The sequence below is a fragment of the Maribacter polysiphoniae genome (assembly GCF_003148665.1).
Taxonomy (GTDB): domain Bacteria; phylum Bacteroidota; class Bacteroidia; order Flavobacteriales; family Flavobacteriaceae; genus Maribacter_A; species Maribacter_A polysiphoniae.
Genome location: NZ_QGGQ01000002.1, coordinates 521,573 through 542,285 on the forward strand (window position 1 = coordinate 521,573; position 20,713 = coordinate 542,285).

Below are 20,713 nucleotides of genomic sequence, written 5' to 3' on the forward strand. Positions count from 1 at the left end.
TATGGTATAACACCAAGTAGCTCTAAGCGGTCTTATTCCGCTTACGATCCACTTCTGTCAAATATATTTTACGTAATCTCAAGAATTTTGGGGTCACCTCAACATATTCATCCTTCTGAATATATTCCAAGGCCTCTTCCAAAGAGAATTTAATGGCAGGCACAATTTTGGCCTTATCATCAGCTCCTGAGGAACGTACGTTGGATAATTTTTTGGTCTTGGTGATATTGATGGTCATATCATCACCACGTGAATTTTCACCAATAACCTGTCCTTCATAGATATCTTCTCCCGGATCCACAAAAAACTTACCCCTATCCTGTAATTTATCAATAGAGTAAGGAATGGCCTTTCCGGTCTCCATAGAGACCAAAGAACCATTTTGTCGCTGAGGCACATCACCTTTCATCGGTTGGTATTCGAAAAACCTGTGCGCCATGATCGCCTCACCTGCTGTGGCGGTCAATAACTGGTTACGCAGTCCGATGATACCCCTTGATGGAATAATGAACTCACAATGCATACGGTTGCCTCTAGCTTCCATACTGGTCATTTCCCCTTTACGGATGGATACCATTTCAACAGCCCTACCCGAAACTTCGTCTGGTAGATCAATGGTCAAACGCTCAACGGGCTCACATTTAACACCATCGATTTCCTTTATGATCACTTGGGGTTGTCCAATCTGTAATTCATAACCTTCCCTTCTCATGGTTTCAATCAATACCGAAAGGTGCAATACCCCACGGCCGAATACCATGAACTTATCAGCACTATCGGTTTCTTCAACACGAAGCGCCAAATTCTTTTCCAATTCCCTTTCCAGACGCTCCTTGATATGTCTTGAAGTCACAAATTTACCATCCTTCCCGAAAAACGGACTATCGTTTATAGTGAAAAGCATACTCATGGTAGGCTCATCAATAGCAATTGTTTTTAAAGCTTCAGGATTTTCAAAATCGGCAATGGTATCCCCAATTTCAAAACCTTCAAGACCAACAATCGCACAGATATCACCGGTTATTACTTCCTTAACCTTTAATCTTCCAAGGCCTTCAAAAGTGAATAATTCCTTTATTCTTGATTTTACGATACTACCATCACGTTTTACCAAAGAAATCTGTTGCCCTTCCTTTAGGCTTCCCCGTTGTAACCTACCGATCGCGATCCTACCCGTAAAGGAAGAAAAGTCCAATGAGGTAATCAACAACTGGGTATTCCCTTCTTTTGGTTCAAATGTGGGTATATGTTCTACCACCATATCCAATAACGGCTCAATGGAATCTGTTTCATTTCTCCAATCATCGCTCATCCAGTTATTCTTGGCTGAACCATACACTGTTGGAAAATCCAATTGCCATTCCTCGGCACCCAATTCGTACATCAAATCAAATACCTTTTCATGCACTTCCTCAGGGGTACAGTTTTCCTTATCTACCTTGTTGATCACCACACAAGGTTTCAAACCAAGGTCGATAGCCTTTTGCAATACAAATCGCGTTTGTGGCATAGGCCCTTCAAAAGCATCAACCAATAACAACACACCGTCGGCCATGTTCAATACACGCTCTACCTCACCACCAAAATCGGCGTGACCAGGGGTATCGATAATATTGATCTTGGAACCTTTATAGACTACAGAAACATTTTTTGAAACAATGGTTATTCCACGTTCACGTTCCAAATCATTATTGTCCAAAATCAGGTCTCCTGTGTCCTGATTGTCCCTAAACAGGTGACAATGATGCATAATTTTATCCACCAAGGTGGTCTTACCGTGGTCTACGTGTGCGATTATCGCGATATTCTTTGTTGACATAACTTTTATTTAATAGCTTGGCTATTTTCAGCGCGCAAAGATACTGCTATTTTTTATAGTTCATCACAAAAGAACCTTAATTCTTATTTAATTGATTCTGAGTGAGTTCAATCAAGAATATTTAGTACCAAAAACCCGTATCTTTGGACCGATAATTTGTATGCCATGAAACTTGACGCAATTCCACAATTAAAATATACCACAAACAACAATTTCTTTCTACTTGCCGGTCCCTGTGCAATTGAGGGTGAGGATATGGCCTTGCGCATAGCCGAAAAGGTCGTTACGATAACCGATAAACTGGAAATCCCTTATGTTTTCAAAGGAAGTTTCAAAAAGGCAAACCGCAGTCGAGTGGATTCCTTTACCGGAATAGGCGATGAAAAAGCGCTAAAGATTTTGCGAAAGGTATCAGAGACTTTCAAAGTGCCTACGGTAACCGACATCCACGAAATATCAGACGCCCAAATGGCGGCCGAATATGTTGATGTCTTACAGATTCCCGCTTTTTTGGTTCGCCAGACCGATTTGGTAGTGGCAGCAGCCCAAACAGGTAAGGTGGTGAACTTGAAAAAGGGACAGTTCATGAGTCCGGAAAGCATGCAACACGCTGTTAAGAAAGTTACGGATTCGGGGAATGAACAGGTTATGCTTACCGATCGGGGAACCATGTTTGGTTATCAGGATATGATCGTTGATTTTCGGGGAATCCCCACCATGAAACAATACGCCCCCGTAGTCTTGGATGTAACACACTCCTTGCAACAACCCAACCAATCTTCCGGGGTTACAGGAGGCAGACCCAATATGATAGAGACCATTGCCCGGGCAGGTATTGCCACGGGGGTAGACGGACTCTTTCTAGAAACGCATTTTGATCCTGCCAATGCCAAAAGCGATGGGGCCAATATGCTACATTTAGACCATTTGGAAAAATTATTGACCAATTTAATGGCACTTCGGAAGACCGTTAATGCTCTAAAATAATACAAATTGCGTACATTGAGGCATCTAATAAACCAGCCCATGAAACGCTTTTGTGCCTATTCAATTTTTATTCTTTTCCTTTTTCTGGCCAATGCCTGCGCACAACCAAAAACGGATCTACCCAAGACAGACAGACCCAATATTGTGTTTATCATGTCCGATGATCATGCCTACCAGGCAATAAGCGCCTATAACGACCAACTTATACAAACACCGAACATCGATCGGATTGCCGATGAGGGAATGCTATTCGGCAATGCCTGCGTCACCAACTCCATTTGCGCTCCATCACGTGCCGTAATCCTGACAGGAAAACATTCGCATATGAATGGGAAAATCGACAATCGCTCCCCTTTTGACACCACCAATGTCACCTTTCCACAAATTCTCCAAAAATCGGGCTACCAGACCGCCATGTTCGGGAAACTTCATTTTGGCAATAACCCAAAAGGATTTGATGAATTCAAGATACTTCCCGGGCAGGGAGATTACTACAACCCAAAATTCATCACTTCAAAAGGCGACACGACGATTACGGGGTATGTTACCGATATCATTACCGACTTGACCTTGGACTGGCTAAAGAAACGAAGAAACCCTGACCAACCTTTTCTATTGATGTACTTGCACAAAGCCCCCCATAGATCATGGTTGCCGGCTGAGCGACATTACAAGGAATTCACCCAAAAGACCTTTCCTTTGCCCGAAACCTTGTTCGATGATTATAAAACACGTGGTGAGGCAGCCAAAACGGCCGAGATGAATATCCTGAACCATATGGTCTTGAATTACGACAACAAAGTACTCCCCGAGGTTATAGAGGAATTACAGATTGAAGACCGCAAATTGCACGACCCCTTGGAAAGAATGAACCCCACCCAGAAAGCCGCCTGGGATGCCATATACAACCCGATAAACGAGGAATTCAAAAATACTTATCCGACCATGAACGATTCGACCCTTATGGTTTGGAAATACCAACGCTACATGCAGGATTATCTAGGAACCATTGCAGCCGTTGATGAAAATGTCGGTCGTTTATTGGATTACCTTGATGAAGAAAAACTTTCTGACAATACCATTGTCGTTTATACTTCGGACCAAGGTTTTTATTTGGGGGAGCACGGATGGTTCGACAAACGTTTTATGTACGACGAATCATTCAAAACGCCTTTGTTGATCCGGTGGCCCAATGAAATCACCCCAGGGACCACCTCGGATGAAATGGTACAAAATTTGGATTTTGCCCAGACCTTTCTGGAGATTGCGGGCGTAATACCCCCCAGCGATATGCAAGGTGAAAGCCTCGTTCCTTTACTAATGGGCCAAAAGGAAAAATGGGACCGTGATGCCGTGTACTACCATTACTATGAATACCCGGCCGAACATGCCGTAAAAAGACATTACGGTATTGCCACAAAAAAGTACAAGTTGATTCATTTTTATTATGATGTGGATGAATGGGAATTGTACGATCGCGAAAAAGACCCCAATGAAACCCATAATGTCTATGACCAACCTGGGTATTCAAAGATCCAAACGGACATGAAATTGAAATTGGATGCCATCCGAGAAAAATACAAGGATTCTGATTCACTTAGCAATGGCTACCTACAATTGTACAAGGATGAAGGTTGGATTGAACCTTAGATTGTGTGGATGGTTTTAGTAAAACCAATACCTCCAAACCCTTTCAATATGGAAAAGCACCACTACGGGGATACCTCATCCTAGAACCATAGGGTAACATACTGCGTAAACTGATGGCAAAGTTTTCGATAATTGACCAAAATTTACAATAATCGAGGCCAAATATAGTTATCGATTATAGCAAAACCATCGATATGCAAATTCGGTACACCTTACTACTATTTTTATTTTCAATAGCCCTTCTCCAATCCCAACAGCCCGATACTTTCGGAAAAGTCACTCCGGAAGAAATCGCGATGACCACCTACCCAAAAGACCCTACGGCCAATGCTGTAGTCCTTTATGAGCGGGGTGACAATTATTTTGAAGTCATTAACCGTTCAATAAAAGTGGTAAAGGAGTACCATGTGAAAATCAAAATCCTCAATGAAAAAGGTTATGACCAAGCAGATATTTCCATTCCGTTAAGAAGAACGGAAAAATCTTCAGAAAAACTCGAAGAACTGAAGGCGATTACCCACAATGGACTCAGTCAAACAAGATTACAATCCAGTCATATTTACACCAAGGATGTGCATGAGTTCAAGAGCGAATGCAGCTTTACTTTCCCTAAACTGAAAAAAGGGAGCATTTTAGAATATCGATACAAATTAATATCTCCCTTTATCTATAATTTCAAGGGTTGGGATTTTCAATCGGACATACCGAAAATATACAGCGAATTCAATGCTAAAATACCTGGCAATTACCTCTATAATCGAGCCTTGACGGGAAACTTAAAACTGGACACCAACGATTCCAAGGTCAAAAAAAACTGTTTCCATATTGATGGATACAGTAGTGCCGATTGTGAAATCGTAAAATATGCGATGAAAGATATTCCCGCCTTTAAGATTGCGGAGGAATATATGTTGGCTTCATCGAACTATATTTCACGTATTGATTTTGAACTCTCCGAATATAGAGGTTTGGATGGCACCACCGATAAATACACTAAAAGCTGGGAAGATGTTGACAAAGAATTTAGGTCAGACAAAAATATAGGCAGGCAACTGACTAAAAAAGGCTTTTTCGAGAACCATGTACCCGAATCTTTATTGACCGAAGAAAATGAATTGGTTCGTGCAAAGAACATTTTTGCCTTTGTTCAAGACCATTTCACTTGGAACGAAAAGTTCGGGATTTACGGAAAATCCCGTGTCAAAGAGGCCTTTGAGGAAGGTAAGGGAAACGTATCAGAAATAAACATGTCCCTCATCAATCTTTTGAATGCGGCTGGCCTAAAGACCAATTTAATGTTGCTATCTACCCGTGAAATCGGACTTCCCAAAAAAACGCACCCCGTAATGAGTGATTTTAACTACTGTATTGGGAAACTAGATGTAAACGGAAAGACTTACCTATTGGATGCCACCGATAAATATGTCGCTTTTGGCATGTTACCCTATAGGGCACTAAATTATTACGGAAGGGTAATGGATTTCAAGAACGAGAGTTACTGGTATGATATTGAGCCCGAAAAAAACAATTTGCACCAAGTGCGCATGCATCTGCAATTCAACCTTGAAAACAACAATGCATCCGGTATGTTGGACATTACCAATTTAGGATATAACGCAATTAATGTCAGGGAAGAAATAAACTCCCAAAGTGATGAAGATTATCTTGCCCATTTTGAGGAAAACATAGAAGGTGATTTTTCAATATTATCGTACCAAAGAAAAAAAGAACTTCAAGAAGACACAAAAACAATCGAACGTTTTGAATTTGAGATACAAAATGCCTTGAACGGGGATATGGTTTACCTCAATCCGTTTCTGATCCGTTTTTTCAAAGAAAATCCTTTCACACTGGAAAAGCGCACCTACCCTGTAGATTTTGGATATCCTAGGAAATATAAATTTTTCATGATTGTTGATGTGCCCGAAGGCTATGTCGTGCATGAACTACCCAAACCACAAGTTATACAAATGGGCGATGAAATCGTAGAGATGAAATTCCAAAGTAAAGGCACGGAGAAGAATGTACTCATAACCTTTGAACTAGCATTAAACGACACACATATCCCTGCAGAGAATTATGACGGTTTAAAAGAGGTCTTCAAATATGTTACCGATGTCCAGAACAATTCACTATTGATATTTAAAAAAATATAGTGCTTGGTATTGTTTGGATTCCTTCCGAAAAAAATACAAGGATTCTGACTCACTGGACCATGGTTTCCTCCAATTGTAGAAGGATGAAGGTTGGATAAATTAGTTGCCGGCCACTGAAAAAAATAGCCACTGTACCCTGTTCACATTAAATGGAAATAAACGGTAAAAGACGATTTATCTGAATTTTCGCTTTCCATAGCCCCTATTCACAGATGGGCAGTGTAAAAGAGCCCTCAAAAACACTTTCTTCCGCAATGGAGCTTGCTGCCCGGTTCAATTTCATTTTTCCTTTGACTTCCGTGGCACTCAATGCAATAATTTCCACAGTATTATCGATATTATTGAAAGGTATGTCATCCCCATCTTGGTCAACGATATTTATATCCTTGAAAACACCTACCCTATTGGGGACAACTGCGCTTATTCTTAATTCAAAATCAAAAATCGAATCATCACAATCGGCTATGACATTCGTAATATTGAGACTAATGCCAGGTTCATCATCAAAAGTAGTCGTATTAAAGGCTTTCCCTCCTTTGAAGGTAAATGGCTTTCCCTGTACAGTACCCGTCAATACTTCATCCTTAATGCCCTCCGAGTCATTATCATTGTCTTTGGAACAACCTAGGGTAACCGCAGTTAACAGTAAAAGCAATACTATTTTTTTCATGATCAAGGATTTAACATTTTGTAATTAACGTAAAACCCCATCTAAAAGTATGGATGTTCTTGATTTCCGTATTTCACAACCCTACATGTACCCCCTTCATTCTGTAATATGCCCCTATACGAAACTTCAATATACAACAGGTGCCATCCATGGGCGGGAGTATAAAACGTTCACGGTAATCAGCGATAGATAAATTGTTGTTTGTTGTATTTGAATAAATTACGCCCTCTTGGTAGGAAGCATAGGCCTGTTCATCATCTTGGGAATCGTCATGTTCTCCTCTAAGAAAATTGATTGGTCCAATCAATGATCCCATCCCATAAAAAAACCGCTAATCCATACGTATTAGCGGTTTTTTTTATTGTATAACAACAAATCACTCCTTCCCATCAACATAGTCCTGTAAATAGGCATATCGTTCGGTCAATTTTCCGTTTTGAGTCATTCGGGCACGTTCGAGAACCCCATCCTTATCCTTATTGAAAAGGGCGGGAATCACGTGTCTTACAAAGGCCTCCCCAAAACCACCACTAGCGTCCCTCGGGAGTTCAGCAGGCAGGTTGTCCACTGCCATAACCGCTATGGCATTTCCATTCCTGAAATCGGTTTCCGATTCCGATTGGGGGTCATAACCATAAATAGGGTCTTCAATCGTGGAAGCCCGCAGGGTACTAGCTACCGGTCCATCAATATCACAACTGATATCAGCCACCGTGTTTATCTTGAACTCCGGTTGTTTGGCATCATCCCTTGTAAAAAGATAAGGAGCCCCCTGTCCGTGAAAATGACCGGCAATATAAAAATCGGTTACTTTAGCGAAGCGAAAGAAATTCGATCTATACTCTCCGGGATTTGTAAAAAAATCGGCTTTATTACCCCGTACACCATCTTTGCGCTTATTGTATTCCGATGCATCAATTTGACAATATACCGGTTCCTTAAAATCCTCCTCCAAATATTCATGGACATTGACTTTTCGCAAGCCCATACCATCGAGCATTTCCCGGGCCCCGTTACCAACCCTACCCCTACCGGTGAGCAACACCTTTATATTGGGTAAGGACAATTTGCCCAGTTCATCGATCAAGGCCTTCTGGTCTTTCAGCTGATCGGCTTTCGGCATCTTATACAAGTTGTTTCTTAAACCATAGGCACGAAAACCATTATAGGCCCCTACAATTCCTGCATACCTTCCAAAGGCAACCAAGCGTACTCCCTTATTATTGGTAATGACCTCATGGTCGTACATTTCAATATTCTTGTCAAGTATGGCCCGTAACAAGTTTCTGTTGTATGGCTGCTTTTTAATGGTATGGGAAAAGAAAAAATACTTCTTATTTGCGATAAGATTTTTAATAGGCACTTCCTTTACCCCCAAAAGAACGTCACAATCTTCCATTTTGGAAGCTACTTGAATACCGGCATCCAGATATTCGGCATCGGTAAAGACCCGAATAGGGGAAGGTTCTACCACGATTTGCGCCTCCCGATAGCGGGAAAGGACTTTTTGACAGGCCTCTGGCGACAGTACTACGCGCCTATCTGGTGGATTTTTACGTTCTCGAATGATTCCTATTCTCATATATCGTAATTGGTATAAATTTTGTTCTAAATTAAGCGGAATAGTATGGGTACGCAAATTTTTCGGGCATTGCCAGATAAATGTTATCTTTGCAGGCCGCGTTAGGGATTGAGGTGAGTACCGTGTACTCCCGAAAGCCCGACCTGAATACCTGCAAGGTTTTCAAAACCTTGTAGGTATTGAAGGGAACGCCCAGATAATCTCGATTCACCATTTGAAAACGAGGTACTCAAAGCTGTTTAAGTTCCTTGAAGGGGGAACCGAAAAAGGTTCCTTGAAAGGGGACAGAAAAAGATTCCTTGAAAAGGGAACCGAAAAAGGTTTCTTGAAAAGGAAACAGAAAAGTTCCTTGAAAAGGGAACAGAAATAAGTTCATTGAAAAAAAAGATGAGAAAATCCAATCCTGACGTTATTTCAGGAATGTATTTGATCCTGACGTTCGCCTAAAGGCTCAGTCAGGATTCAATTCGATAACGGCCCGCAAAGCGAGCCTATCTCATTGAAGGGGCCGACTGGTTTTGACAGCGAGACCAATGGCAATGTAAGCATGTCGAGCGCTGGGATACAGCTCGTTAATCTCATTTTCCACACTTTTAATTGGCGAAAATAATTACGCTCTTGCCGCTTAATCTGAATTATAGTAGGATTAGCCTCGTCCCTACTAGGTAGGGAAGCGAGATGTTCCTGAATAGCCTCTGTCGACGGCGATTCAATCCGGAGCACCATAAATGTCGATATAAGGGTGGTATTCGCTTTGGTACCATCACCAAAATCTTAAGAAGCTAAGTATGTATTAGGCTGTTTCCGGTCAGGTACATATCGAAAACCAATTGGAAACTAAACATGTAGAAAGCTTTGTAATTGCTTGTTTGGACGAGGGTTCGACTCCCTCCGGCTCCACTCCAAAAACCACCTTATGGGTGGTTTTTTGCGTTACGCCTACGGGAGTCGAAGGCCAATGCGCCAGCTCGCGCCTTCGTTAAAAAGGTCTACTAGACCTTTTCTTTACACTCGGCCGTCTCCGGCTCCACTCTAAAAAGCTACCTTATGGGTGGTTTTTTTTACTCATTATTCTTTGTATTGATTTCTTATCGGTATTCGTGAACCTCCTAACGTCGGTTTCATTACGCCTACGGTCGTCGAACGCCTGCACACCAGCTCGCTCCTTCGTTAAAAAGGTCTACTAGACCTTTTCTTTACACTCGGCCGTCTCCGGCTCCACTCTAAAAAGCTACCTTATGGGTAGCTTTTTTTACTCATTATTCTTTGTATTGATTATTTATCGGTATTCGTGAACCTCCTAACGTCGGTTTCATTACGCCTGCGGTCGTCGAAAGCCAGCGCACCAGCCCGCGCCTTGGCTTCGAATAGTCTTTATTCCAGTATTTCGTTAAACGAAGTAGGGTATTAATTGCACCCAACACCAATATTTGTCCTTAAGAATAGAACACCCCCATTTCCCGATTGTAGATCACAAACACTCTGTGGTACATTCCACAATGGATTATTCCATAGGTTCAAATAAAGTAAATTAGTCATCAACCCCATTTCCTTGGGGATTTCAAGTATGGCATTATCCTCTAAAGATAAGGACTCAAGGTTTGTTAATTGCCCGATTTCGGGTGGCACGGAAACAATATTATTACTGTCGAAGCTCATTGATACCATGTTGCTCATTTGTCCTATTTCCGGCGGTAGTGTAATAAGTCGATTTCCATCGGCAAATAATAATTCAAGATTATTCAATTGCCCAAGTACAGATAATATTGTATCCAGTTCATTTTCTCTCAAATCCAATTGACTCAAACGTTTTAACCGACCTATTGCAGTAGGAAGATTGGTAAGTTCGTTACCAAACAAGTTCAAGTATTCAAGATTCTCCAACTGCCCTATTTCTGTTGGGAGCGAAGCTATTTGATTGGAAGAAAGGTTCAAATTGCTCAAATTAACCAACTTTCCTATTTCTGGCGGTAAAGTAGAAAGTTGGTTTCCTTTAATTACCAAAAGATCGAGACTTACCAACTCCCCGATTTCCTTGGGCAAAACACTGATATTTTTTGAATGGATATAAAGCTCTACCACACTCCCATTATCTGTACTAACCCCATCCAGGTTACCTAAATCAACAGCATTATCCATATCCCAACCTAAGGTATTCCCGGGGTTGGCATCTAAAATAGCCTGCAAAACCTGTTTTTGACTTAAAGGTGCAGATATATTCACCGTATATACGGCCTTACTACCATCTTCGGCTGTAATCGTATAATCTACCGGATCTGTAAAATCCCGTGCCGTATCAAAATCAATGGTCGCTTGTTTAGATATTTTTATTTCTGGCAACAGACCTTTAATATTAGTCCCTCGTGGCATGGTTGCTGAAATGGTTTTACTTACTTCATCTATAGTTGCAACCACATTGACATCGATTGGGTTATTGGTCAATAGAAACACAAAGCTGGTAATTTTCTTTTCAGAACTTTTTTCGGGTATTGGGTCATCCCCTTTACTGCAACCAAAGCTAACTAAAACCACTATTAAGCACAGTAATCTGAAGACATGTTTAGGTGTAATATAATTTGTCAAGTATATATTTCTCATTTTTATTATTCTCGATTATACAAAAACCTGCAAGGTGTTGACACAATCAAAAGCTTACTTAAATAACTTGGCAGGGCTATTATAAATCAGTGATTATTTATTATTCTACGCGAATAGTAATATACCAAACACTTTGCCCTAATACATTGGTAATATACAGGCGTGTTTCTATCTGATTATTACTATTTAAAGATTTACCAATATGTAAAAGATTAGGGAAATTTAAACGGGACTCTCCTGGTGCGCCACCAATATTCCCAGTAGTCTGATATTGACCTGCCGTTACCAGTGAACCTGCAAAAACGCCTCCAACATCTGAAAGATGATATAAAACATGGTTACTTCTGTCGGTTAGGTAAAAGCTACCATCGTTTGCTAGGTCATCTACAGCTATTCCTGCTGAGTAATTTAAAACTTGAGAACCGGGTAAATCAACCGTTAATGTAGTTGTTTGTGTGCTTGTTACAGCACGAACAAAACCAGTACCAGCGGGATTAGTATCTGTTATTAATAATCGGTCGTTAGTTGGGTCGTAAGCTATGTCTCTTGGTCCTAAAAAAGAAGCACTAGCATTAGCTCCATCCACAAAGTTGATAGTTCCGTTACCTGCATAGGTACTCACGGTTCGTAAACTAGGGTCATCATTCATAGCAATGGCACGAATACTACCATTTTCCGTATCTGCAACATACATTATATTATTACGGATAAGCAAACCTGTAGGATACCTAAATTGCGCAACACTTGCATCACCATCAATAAATCCTCCTGAACCGCCTATACCTGCATAGGTAGTTACTTGTCCGTCGGCAATTTTACGTATGATGTGGTTGCCTGAATCTGAAATGTAAATATTTCCTGCATCATCTAAAGCAATATCTCCAAAACTACTAAAGCGAGCAGTAGCATACGCACCATCTTGATAGCCTTCGGCATTGCCTCCTAAAAGCGTGGTAACTTCTTTATTTACTGGATTTACCATGCGTATGGATTTTGAACCACTATCGGCAATATATACTACGGTACCATCTGTTGAAGTGGCTACGGCTTGCGGATAGTTAAGCTGCCCAAAGGTACCATTGGCATTGCCTTGTGTGCCATCACCAGCGAGTAACTGCATATTTACGGGTAGGTTTGAAACCGGTTGGTCGCAATTAGAGCCTGTAAAACCAGGTTCGCAATTACAGAAACAATCTCCATTATCGGCTGTTTGTTGGGTGCCGTTTGCGCAGTTTAAGGTGTCGCAAGGGTCTATGTTTGCACAATACGTAAATTTTGCTCTGGTATCGAGAGGTAAATCTAAAAAAACAGGATTGTTTGCAGAAATAACACCGAATCTATAACGTTTACGTTGAAAATCACCAAGTTCGATATCTGAATTCTCATAGCTGTTAGGTACTGGAACAGCAAATGGCTCTCCGAAATGATATTTCACTTCTAGTTGAGAAAGATATTTGCTTCCTCTACTTTTGCTAAGTGTTGTTCCCCCTTCTGGATGTCTTACCATAAAGCCATATAATCCATTTAATTCTAAAATATTTGCTTCTTCATACTCCATTACCTTTTGTATAAAATACAAATTAGAACTTTCGTTTAATTCTATTGTAGGAATGCAATAGCCATCGTATCTTTTATTGTTAGATACAGTATGACTTACGATGCCTTCACCCATATTCCAAGGGATAGTTTCTGTGTATAATATATCATCTCTACACTCCTTTAACTCTAAAGTATTATCCTCTAAAAAAGAAATGGATAACGTGTAAGAATCAGCAAAATTAGTTTCATTAGGAAACCATTGAAAAGCAGGTGTTGTATAATTTGACCCAGTAATGTATCCACGACCAACATGGTACTTCGAAAATATTCCATCAGGTTCTTCTGTAAGAAACTGCACTAAAAAAAAGGGGCTGTTATTGATTAGCCATTGACGATTTCTTTCTGCAAAATTGTTTTCAACTTCTAATAATTCAGGGTTTGTTGGTATACACGCTGAGAATAACGAAATGACCACAAAAAATAGCAGTAATATTTTTAAATTTTTCATATTATTATTTTTTAAACTGGTAGGTCAATTTTAAAGGCATAAATACTTGCCATAAGCGGTTTTTATTGTTTAGCTGTACGACACCATCATTAGTTTTCAAGAAGTTAGACAATGGAATATCTGCTGTTAACCCTACAGAAACAATTAATTTATCAGTAAATGGTTTACTGAATTCCACACCTAGGTTACTAGATATATATCCTTTATTATACCAAGGATATTGCTGTGCTTTGTACAAATCATTGTCTTTACTACCTAAATAGAAATGGTATTGCATACCTGCCATAAGATTAATGCCTATATTTTTTGAAGACAGTTTATAAACCGCTTGCACAGGCACAGACAAATAATAAATTGGAATAGCGTATTTTACTGTGGTTGTTTCAACAGTTTCTTCTTCTGGCGAATTAGAAAAAACTCCAACTTCGTGATAACGTGTAGTTAGCCAATTTACTCCTAATCTTGCTCCCCAAGTAGCGTCAAAGAAATAAGTCGCTTCCAATCCACCACGAAATGCAAAAGAAACAGGGATTGTTGTGTTATCATAAACAGCATTATCAATAGCTCCACGAGATAAACCTGGTTGTAGGTTGAGTGCAACCTCTATAGATTGTGCGTGGAGCAAAGTGCTACATGAGAATAAAAGTAGCATGCCCAATGTTTTTATAGTATTCATTTATGTTTTTTTAATATTTTTTTTAGTGATTGTCCTTGTATTTACTCAGTAATATCAATGTGAGAACTAGCCTTGTTTATGATTGACTTTTTAACTTATTTGTATTTTGTTGGATTTCTGTTTTCATCGTCTATTGTATTTATTAAAGATGTTATTACTTTATCTAATTTTAATACAATTTCATTGTCAGTTAGTTTTCCATTTTTATTGATTTTTCCTTTCACTCCTTGAATTAGTAATTTCGAATTTTCAGGAAGAATTGTTTCTACTGTTGTTAAAACAAGGTCTAGAGATTCAAATGCCTTTTCTCCAGATGATGCAGCAACAATCATTGCTACAGGTTTACTGGAAAATAGTGTGGTTGAAACATTCCATTCAATTACATTTTTTAGACATCCTGGAAGACTAAAAACATATTCGGGTGTACAAAAAAGGATACCCTCTGATTTTTTGATTAGTTCCCTCAATTCACATACAGAACTTGGAAGCTGTTCTTCTAATTCAGGGTTAAAGTGTGGTAAATCGCTTATTTTATCATAAATACATAATTCGATGCTATCATGATATTTTTCTTTAATAAATTCTAAGATTGATAGACTTGAAGATATTGATTTTGTACTACCAGAAATCCCTAAAACTTTTACCTTTTGTTTTTTCATCTTTCTTTTTGTTTAACTAGATGTTGGTTAATCAACAATTACACTAAAGTCTTTTCCTATAACATAAGAGGTACCGCCACTGCTACCACTACCTATGCCTGTGTAGCTGTTCCGATAAAAAGAAGTGCCCGATTGTTTTGCTAATTGATAAAGATTAAAAGAAGCGTATTGCCCTTCGTAACCACCATTGCCTTGTGCATCTACCCAGTATCTCCCTGGTATAACCTTAAAGAATTGTTGTAAATAGGCAACGTCTTTCCAATGGAGCTCCCTATTGTTTACAAATACATTTGTATTGCCGTTTGAGGCATTGGCTTTAAGTGTGCCATTAAATGGCATATTAGGCAAGACGAAACCTAATCCCGGACCTCCTTTTAGGCCCCAAGCCCCTGTATATTTATCGTACCAATAACTACCGCTGACCACCTTAATATTGTAATATGACGAAAGTTGATTCAATGTTTTCTGAGGAACCCGAACATCGTTTACATATACGTTATCCTGTACTGGTGAGGTAGCCGACATCAACAACATAAGAAACAGTACTATAGCGAAAAATCCGGTTACAAAAGCCATTACCAAAAAGAATGGGTAATGCTTTCTTTTTTTTCGGGTTCCCGGGCTTTTACAATAATAGGTCAATGTAATCGTATTCATTTGTTTTCGTTTTTATTTGGTGTTATTTTAAAATCAGTTTACTTTGAATCCTTCCCTAAACCAAGTGTTTATGGTAGGCACATCATAATCGGTATTCCAATTGAATTTTGATTGTTTCATTATGGCCGTCATAAACCCGTCGATACTTGCCGATCCCCCCACCGAAGTTTGATATACCTCAAGTGTCCTATCTGGGGAATTAAATGCGGGAAGTGTACTGGAAGCACCATCATTGGTAAGATTTTCCCAAGTGGCTAAACTTGCATAAGTTGTACCTATTTGAAACCATTTATCCGTTGTTAAAAAACTATAATAGCTATTCTGCGAAAACGTATAATTGCTTACGTTTGTGGGAAACCCCATTAAAACCGCATTGAAGTTAGAGGCGACAACGGTGTTCTTTTTGAAAAGAATATTGGATTTATCGCTATTGCTATCAATGGACCCCAATAAAGGTAGTCCAGACCTTAGGTTGTATATGGTATTATCCTGAATAGTAACATCCTTAGACACCCCCGAAACACGGATAGCGAAGGTATTGCCGATCTGTGCATCGGGCTGATTCAAGAACAGGTTGTTTTGTACATTTCCGGTATCCCAATCATCGATGTCGAGATACCAAGCCAAACCCCTTGTGGTAGGTTTAGATCTTCCTATATTGAGCATGACATTATTCACGATACCAATATCCTTGAAACGGTATGAGGCAATTGGATCATTTCCTCCCATGCTAATCCCTATTTCACCATCGACATACAGATTGTCTTCCAAAGTGATTGCAGAAGCACTTCCTGGTCCGTTATCGGCAGTGAACTTGGTTCCAATACTTGATCCCCTTGAGAAAAAATTCCCCTTAAAAGTGGCATTGTGCAAACTAGTACCATAAAAATTATGATTAAAAAAGGTGGCCTGCCCCCCTGCTTCTGCATTATTAAAAGGGGGAATGGCCTGTACCAACCAACCATTGTGATCAAAGACATTTCCCTCTATCAGTACCGACTCGCAAAAAGCCATATAAATTCCCTGACTATGGGCATTATCCGAATAGTTATTAGTAATTATATTTCTACGGATGCTAATGTTCTGCGGAGGTTGTTCCCCTTGAACAATATTGTTCTCATAAAAATCAAAAGCGCAATCCTCAATAGTCAAATTATTCCCGGGGTTATCCGCCTTCCTAAAAAAGTAAAAACCCGGACTACCTGAATAAGAAACAAATTCATTTGTTTGCGGATTGCGCGTATGGGCATAAAAAGCTATCCCTGAAACAATGATGTTTTGGAAGCTAAGCACTTGAGGTATGCCCGGGTTTCCTCCGGTTTTAAGCAACGGCCTTTCTTTACTATCACCATAACTGGCTACAACAAAAGGTTCATTGATCAAAGCACCCGATTTTATGACCAAACTTTCGTTAAAAACATCCCCTCTTTTCAACAAGACCCAATCGGATGAATGGTCCCTGGCCAAGGCCATAGCCGAGGCAATTGTTTTTTTTGGGGTGACGGGACTTTCACCATCATTTTGATCATTCCCTTCCGAGGAGCTAACATAATAGATACGGGTATCAGAAGCCGGTTCTATAACGGTCCAACCATTTTCGAGACTTCCTGTGGCAAGTCCGCCCTCGGTACAATCATCGATTCCGGTACAACCTAGATCGTTGGACCAATCCACAAGTCCGTCACCGTCATTGTCTATACCATCATTGCATTCGCATTCGTTATTAATTGGATCGACCTTTGGATCGTTCTTTTTTGGTGCATTGGGGCTATCATCATGTGAACATGACCATGCTAAAATGAATACACCTATCAGGATAGTGATTTTTTGTTTCTTCATAACAGATTGATTTGGGAACAGTTATGAAACAAATTTCAAAAAAAAACCTTGGCTATTTGTACTTACAACCAGCCAATCCTAAAAATGGCTGAAAACTACTAAAACGAAAAAAGCGGATACTAATATTACAGGTTTGCGCCTAAGCCCATCCTTTTTGAATGGCATATCGCACCAATTCCGCACTATTTTTAAGATGTAATTTTGATAATATATTCTGTCGATGCGATTCGATGGTATGTTTACTTAAAAACAGTTTTTCGGCAATCTCTTTGGTAGTGTTCCCTGCTACAATAAGCTGAACGACTTCCTTTTCACGAGGAGATATATTGGAGTTCTGGTTCAGCCCCCTTAAATCATCCAACATTAAGGTAGCCACTTCGGGGGTATAATAACTTCCCTTTTCATGCAACTGGGCAATTGCTTGGATCAGCGTTTCCTTGCCCGTATCTTTTTGCAAGTAACCATCTGCCCCGGCCTTAATTATATTTTTAATGAATTCAGCCGTTTTGTGCATGGTGAGTGCCAACACCTTAATATTAAATCCCCGTTTTTTCAAGGTTCTCAATACCTCAAAACCATCCATATCGGGCATTTCTATATCCAACAAAAGAATATCCGGAAGTCGATCATCCAGAAGTTCCAAAATTTCCTTACCCGTAGAAGCTTCTCCCATGATGTGGATGTCCTTTTCTTCCTTCAACAAGGAAATAAGGCCTTCCCTGAACATCCTGTGGTCGTCGGCAATAAGTAGGTTGATCATTGTTATACCGGTATTTGTATATTAAACGTTGTTCCCCTTCCTTGTGAGGAATCAATATCAAGCGTACCCTTTAACTGTTCTATACGATTCTTGATATTACTGATTCCCATACCTCCATTACTGGCATGATCATAACCCTTACCATCATCTTCCAACATTAAGCTTACATGTTTGGCATACTTGTTCAAATAAATGGTCAGGTTTTTGGCTTGGGCATGTTTCAGTACATTCTGTATCACTTCTTGGGTAATCCTATATAATTGTATTTCTTTGGTAGGATCAATTCTTTGCTCCATATTATGGGCGTATAATTGGGCGTTGATGTGATCTTTATCTATTTGGTCCAAGATCGATTGAATACCAGAGACCAATCCGAACTTAATAAGTTCGCTCGGCATTAGGTTATGTGAAATACGCCTTACCTTATCACTGGTTTTCGAAACTGTTTCAATGGTTCCCAAAAGGTCCTGTTTGGAAATATTCTCTTTGTCCGAAGCGACTTCCAATTTATTTTTTATCAACGCCAAAGAACCTCCAATACTATCGTGAAGATCTTGGGCAATACGTTTTCTTTCCATGTTCTGTGTTTCTGAAATCGCATCGATCAGCTCATTTTGTCTTTTGTTTTTCGTACGCTGTTTAAACAATAAGAAAACGAGCACTGACATAGCAACGACCCCCATGGCAGTAGCGCCAAGCCATTTCACCTGTTGCCTTTGTTCTTTTATAAGGGTTTCGTTTTTTAATTTTTGCTCTGAAAGGGTCGCTATTTCCTTCTCCTTTTTTTCGGTTTCGTATTTTGCTTCCAACTCGCTTATATTTTTAAGATAGTTTTCATTTGAAATACTATCCTTCCATTTTTCGAAATATGTCCTGTTCTCATATGCAGCTTTATAATTTCCCATTCTAGAATAGGTTTCGGCATAAGCCAAATAAATATGTTTATAAGCATCTTTATAATCAATTTTTTCTGCTCTGGCCTTTGCCGAATCTAACAGGGATATTGCTTTTTTATATTGGTTTGTTTTCGCCTCAAGAACCGCCAAATTATTTAACGTAAGTACAACTCCAATGTCATCTTTTATTTGACTACTGATTTTTTTGGATTCCAATTGACACTTTTTAGCATCTTCATATTTTTCTAAAGATTCATAAAGTATTCCCAGATTCATTAAACCTATAGCTACATGAAATTTTTCACCCATTTCTCGGTGCATTTCTATAGATTTTTTATAGACTTCAAGGGCTTTTTCGGGTTCATTATTAGCTCGATAAACAATACCCAAATTGCCGTAACTATTAGCTATATAATTTTTATAGTTGTTCTTTAAGCTAATCGCTAAAGCTTTGTTATAAAATTCCAAAGCTTTATTTTTTTCGTCCAAGTATCTATATATATTCCCTAAGTTGCTGAGAGAAACTACAGCACGATAACTATTTCCGTTTTTTTCTGATACAGCCAATGCTTTTAAATGTGCTTCAGCTGCTTCATCATGTCGAGATAAACTATGCAGTATCAATCCATAATTGTCCAAGGTTTTTGTTTTTTCTAAATCACTTGCCTTATCTATAAAGTCTAATGCAATTGTTATTACTTCCATGGATTTTTTAGTGTTCCCTCTATCAAACCAATACATGGCTAATAAATTAAGCCCTTGGTGTTCTTTTTTATCTAATTTTAAATATGTACTTAAATCTATACCTTTATGAATATACTCTAAAGAAGAATCCGGCTCATTCCTATATGCCGTACTTAATTGATAGTTAAGGTTTACCCTAGTACTATCTTTCCCTTGTTTTTTCAACAAGTTCTTTAGACTATCGATTTCAGTCCCTTGTGAGCATACGTTACAAATGCTAAAAAGAACAAAAGCAAATAGCATTAATATTTTAAAGAGTTTATTCACTACTATTTTTCCATGAAAATACAAATTGTTTTGAAATTCGATTTTTTATAAGGGTTTCCTAAGCAATGCATATAGAAACTTAGGCTTCAAAAAGTACCAAAGACGGCTGTCCTCCAGGGTAGATCATCACATACCCGCCTTTATCCCATCATAAATGCCGTGAACCCTCTTTTAAGTTTCCAAGGCACCAATAGGCTTTCCTTTGGAACTCGGAAAAAGGAAGTGAATAATTTGTCGTGCGGTTAGGCAACGTCCTCCTGTTCTATGGTCTTGAACAGATCACTAAGAACGGCGTCTGACAAGGGTTTCACAATAAAGTCCTTTACAATATCATAGGTATGTGCCTTTTCAATGTCCCGACTATCTATTGATGAACTCACTATATAGATCCTTGGAATATTTTCGAGGGGTAATTTCACAAATTCATCCAAGAATTCCCATCCATCCATAATGGGCATATTCAAATCCAAGAAAATAACATCGGGTAATTTCTCTCCCCTGTTGATCATTGATGTAAGGTTCTCCATGGCCTCTTGCCCATCCTCATGTACAATAACCGAGGTACAAAAACTACAGTTGTAGTTTAATAAAACCTTTGTTCCGTAAACAAAAATGGGATCATCATCTATAATGCATATTGTATCAATTTTCATAACCTTAAAAAGTGTAAAAGGTCCGTACAAATCAATTGTGAACTAATTATGGC

General features: G+C 39.3%; 15 protein-coding genes, 1 other RNA gene and 1 pseudogene. 5 read left to right on the forward strand and 12 right to left on the reverse strand.

Features of this window, described 5'->3' with window-relative positions; all coding sequences use genetic code 11:
- Positions 1-22 precede the first annotated feature (22 nt).
- The gene (gene typA, locus LX92_RS06565; RefSeq protein ID WP_109649478.1) at positions 23-1,819 is read right to left on the reverse strand and encodes a translational GTPase TypA; all 1,797 of its coding nucleotides are present in this window, start codon (positions 1,817-1,819) and stop codon (positions 23-25) included.
- A gap of 165 nt (positions 1,820-1,984) precedes the next feature.
- Between typA and kdsA the strand changes: the two genes are divergently transcribed.
- The 3 genes from kdsA (at position 1,985) to LX92_RS06580 (ending at position 6,612) form a co-directional block, all read left to right on the forward strand.
- Entirely contained in the window at positions 1,985-2,806 is an 822-nt protein-coding gene (gene kdsA / locus LX92_RS06570) for a 3-deoxy-8-phosphooctulonate synthase (RefSeq protein ID WP_109649479.1), read from the forward strand.
- 39 nt (positions 2,807-2,845) lie between these two features.
- Positions 2,846-4,456 carry a sulfatase family protein gene (locus tag LX92_RS06575; protein ID WP_109649480.1) on the forward strand — a complete coding sequence of 537 codons (1,611 nt, stop codon included), beginning with the start codon at positions 2,846-2,848 and terminating at the stop codon, positions 4,454-4,456.
- 194 nt (positions 4,457-4,650) lie between these two features.
- Complete coding sequence (locus LX92_RS06580) at positions 4,651-6,612, forward strand: DUF3857 domain-containing protein (RefSeq protein WP_109649481.1); 1,962 nt, start codon at positions 4,651-4,653, stop codon at positions 6,610-6,612.
- 202 nt (positions 6,613-6,814) lie between these two features.
- Here LX92_RS06580 and LX92_RS06585 read toward each other — a convergent pair whose 3' ends face one another.
- Positions 6,815-7,282 carry a hypothetical protein gene (locus LX92_RS06585; RefSeq protein ID WP_109649482.1) on the reverse strand — a complete coding sequence of 156 codons (468 nt, stop codon included), beginning with the start codon at positions 7,280-7,282 and terminating at the stop codon, positions 6,815-6,817.
- 217 nt (positions 7,283-7,499) lie between these two features.
- Between LX92_RS06585 and LX92_RS06590 the strand changes: the two are divergent.
- Positions 7,500-7,592 (forward strand): annotated as a pseudogene (locus LX92_RS06590) (inner membrane CreD family protein); the annotation flags it as partial.
- A gap of 66 nt (positions 7,593-7,658) precedes the next feature.
- Here LX92_RS06590 and LX92_RS06595 read toward each other — a convergent pair.
- Complete coding sequence (locus tag LX92_RS06595) at positions 7,659-8,864, reverse strand: NAD(P)-dependent oxidoreductase (RefSeq protein WP_109649483.1); 1,206 nt, start codon at positions 8,862-8,864, stop codon at positions 7,659-7,661.
- A gap of 504 nt (positions 8,865-9,368) precedes the next feature.
- Between LX92_RS06595 and ssrA the strand changes: the two genes are divergently transcribed.
- Positions 9,369-9,767: a transfer-messenger RNA gene (gene ssrA / locus LX92_RS06605) on the forward strand.
- 504 nt (positions 9,768-10,271) lie between these two features.
- Here ssrA and LX92_RS06610 read toward each other — a convergent pair.
- From LX92_RS06610 to LX92_RS06650, 9 genes are all read right to left on the reverse strand, one after another.
- Positions 10,272-11,462: a leucine-rich repeat domain-containing protein gene (locus tag LX92_RS06610; protein WP_109649485.1), complete on the reverse strand. Its 1,191-nt coding sequence runs from the start codon at positions 11,460-11,462 to the stop codon at positions 10,272-10,274.
- Between the two features lie 100 nt (positions 11,463-11,562).
- The gene (locus LX92_RS06615) at positions 11,563-13,509 is read right to left on the reverse strand and encodes a hypothetical protein (protein WP_109649486.1); all 1,947 of its coding nucleotides are present in this window, start codon (positions 13,507-13,509) and stop codon (positions 11,563-11,565) included.
- A gap of 4 nt (positions 13,510-13,513) precedes the next feature.
- Positions 13,514-14,185 (reverse strand): outer membrane beta-barrel protein, encoded by a 672-nt coding sequence (locus LX92_RS06620; protein ID WP_109649487.1) that lies wholly within the window; start codon positions 14,183-14,185, stop codon positions 13,514-13,516.
- A 95-nt stretch (positions 14,186-14,280) separates the two neighbouring features.
- Positions 14,281-14,844: an NADPH-dependent FMN reductase gene (locus tag LX92_RS06625; RefSeq protein ID WP_109649488.1), complete on the reverse strand. Its 564-nt coding sequence runs from the start codon at positions 14,842-14,844 to the stop codon at positions 14,281-14,283.
- Positions 14,845-14,871: 27 nt separating this feature from the next.
- Positions 14,872-15,501 (reverse strand): hypothetical protein, encoded by a 630-nt coding sequence (locus LX92_RS06630; protein WP_109649489.1) that lies wholly within the window; start codon positions 15,499-15,501, stop codon positions 14,872-14,874.
- A 33-nt stretch (positions 15,502-15,534) separates the two neighbouring features.
- Complete coding sequence (locus LX92_RS06635) at positions 15,535-17,340, reverse strand: hypothetical protein (protein ID WP_109649490.1); 1,806 nt, start codon at positions 17,338-17,340, stop codon at positions 15,535-15,537.
- Between the two features lie 139 nt (positions 17,341-17,479).
- Positions 17,480-18,100, reverse strand: a complete 621-nt coding sequence (locus tag LX92_RS06640; protein WP_109649491.1) for a response regulator transcription factor — start codon at positions 18,098-18,100, stop codon at positions 17,480-17,482.
- 2 nt (positions 18,101-18,102) lie between these two features.
- The gene (locus LX92_RS06645) at positions 18,103-19,983 is read right to left on the reverse strand and encodes a tetratricopeptide repeat-containing sensor histidine kinase (protein WP_109649492.1); all 1,881 of its coding nucleotides are present in this window, start codon (positions 19,981-19,983) and stop codon (positions 18,103-18,105) included.
- Positions 19,984-20,249: 266 nt separating this feature from the next.
- A complete protein-coding gene (locus LX92_RS06650) occupies positions 20,250-20,660 on the reverse strand; it encodes a response regulator (protein ID WP_109649493.1) in 411 nt (136 codons plus the stop codon).
- Positions 20,661-20,713 lie beyond the last annotated feature (53 nt).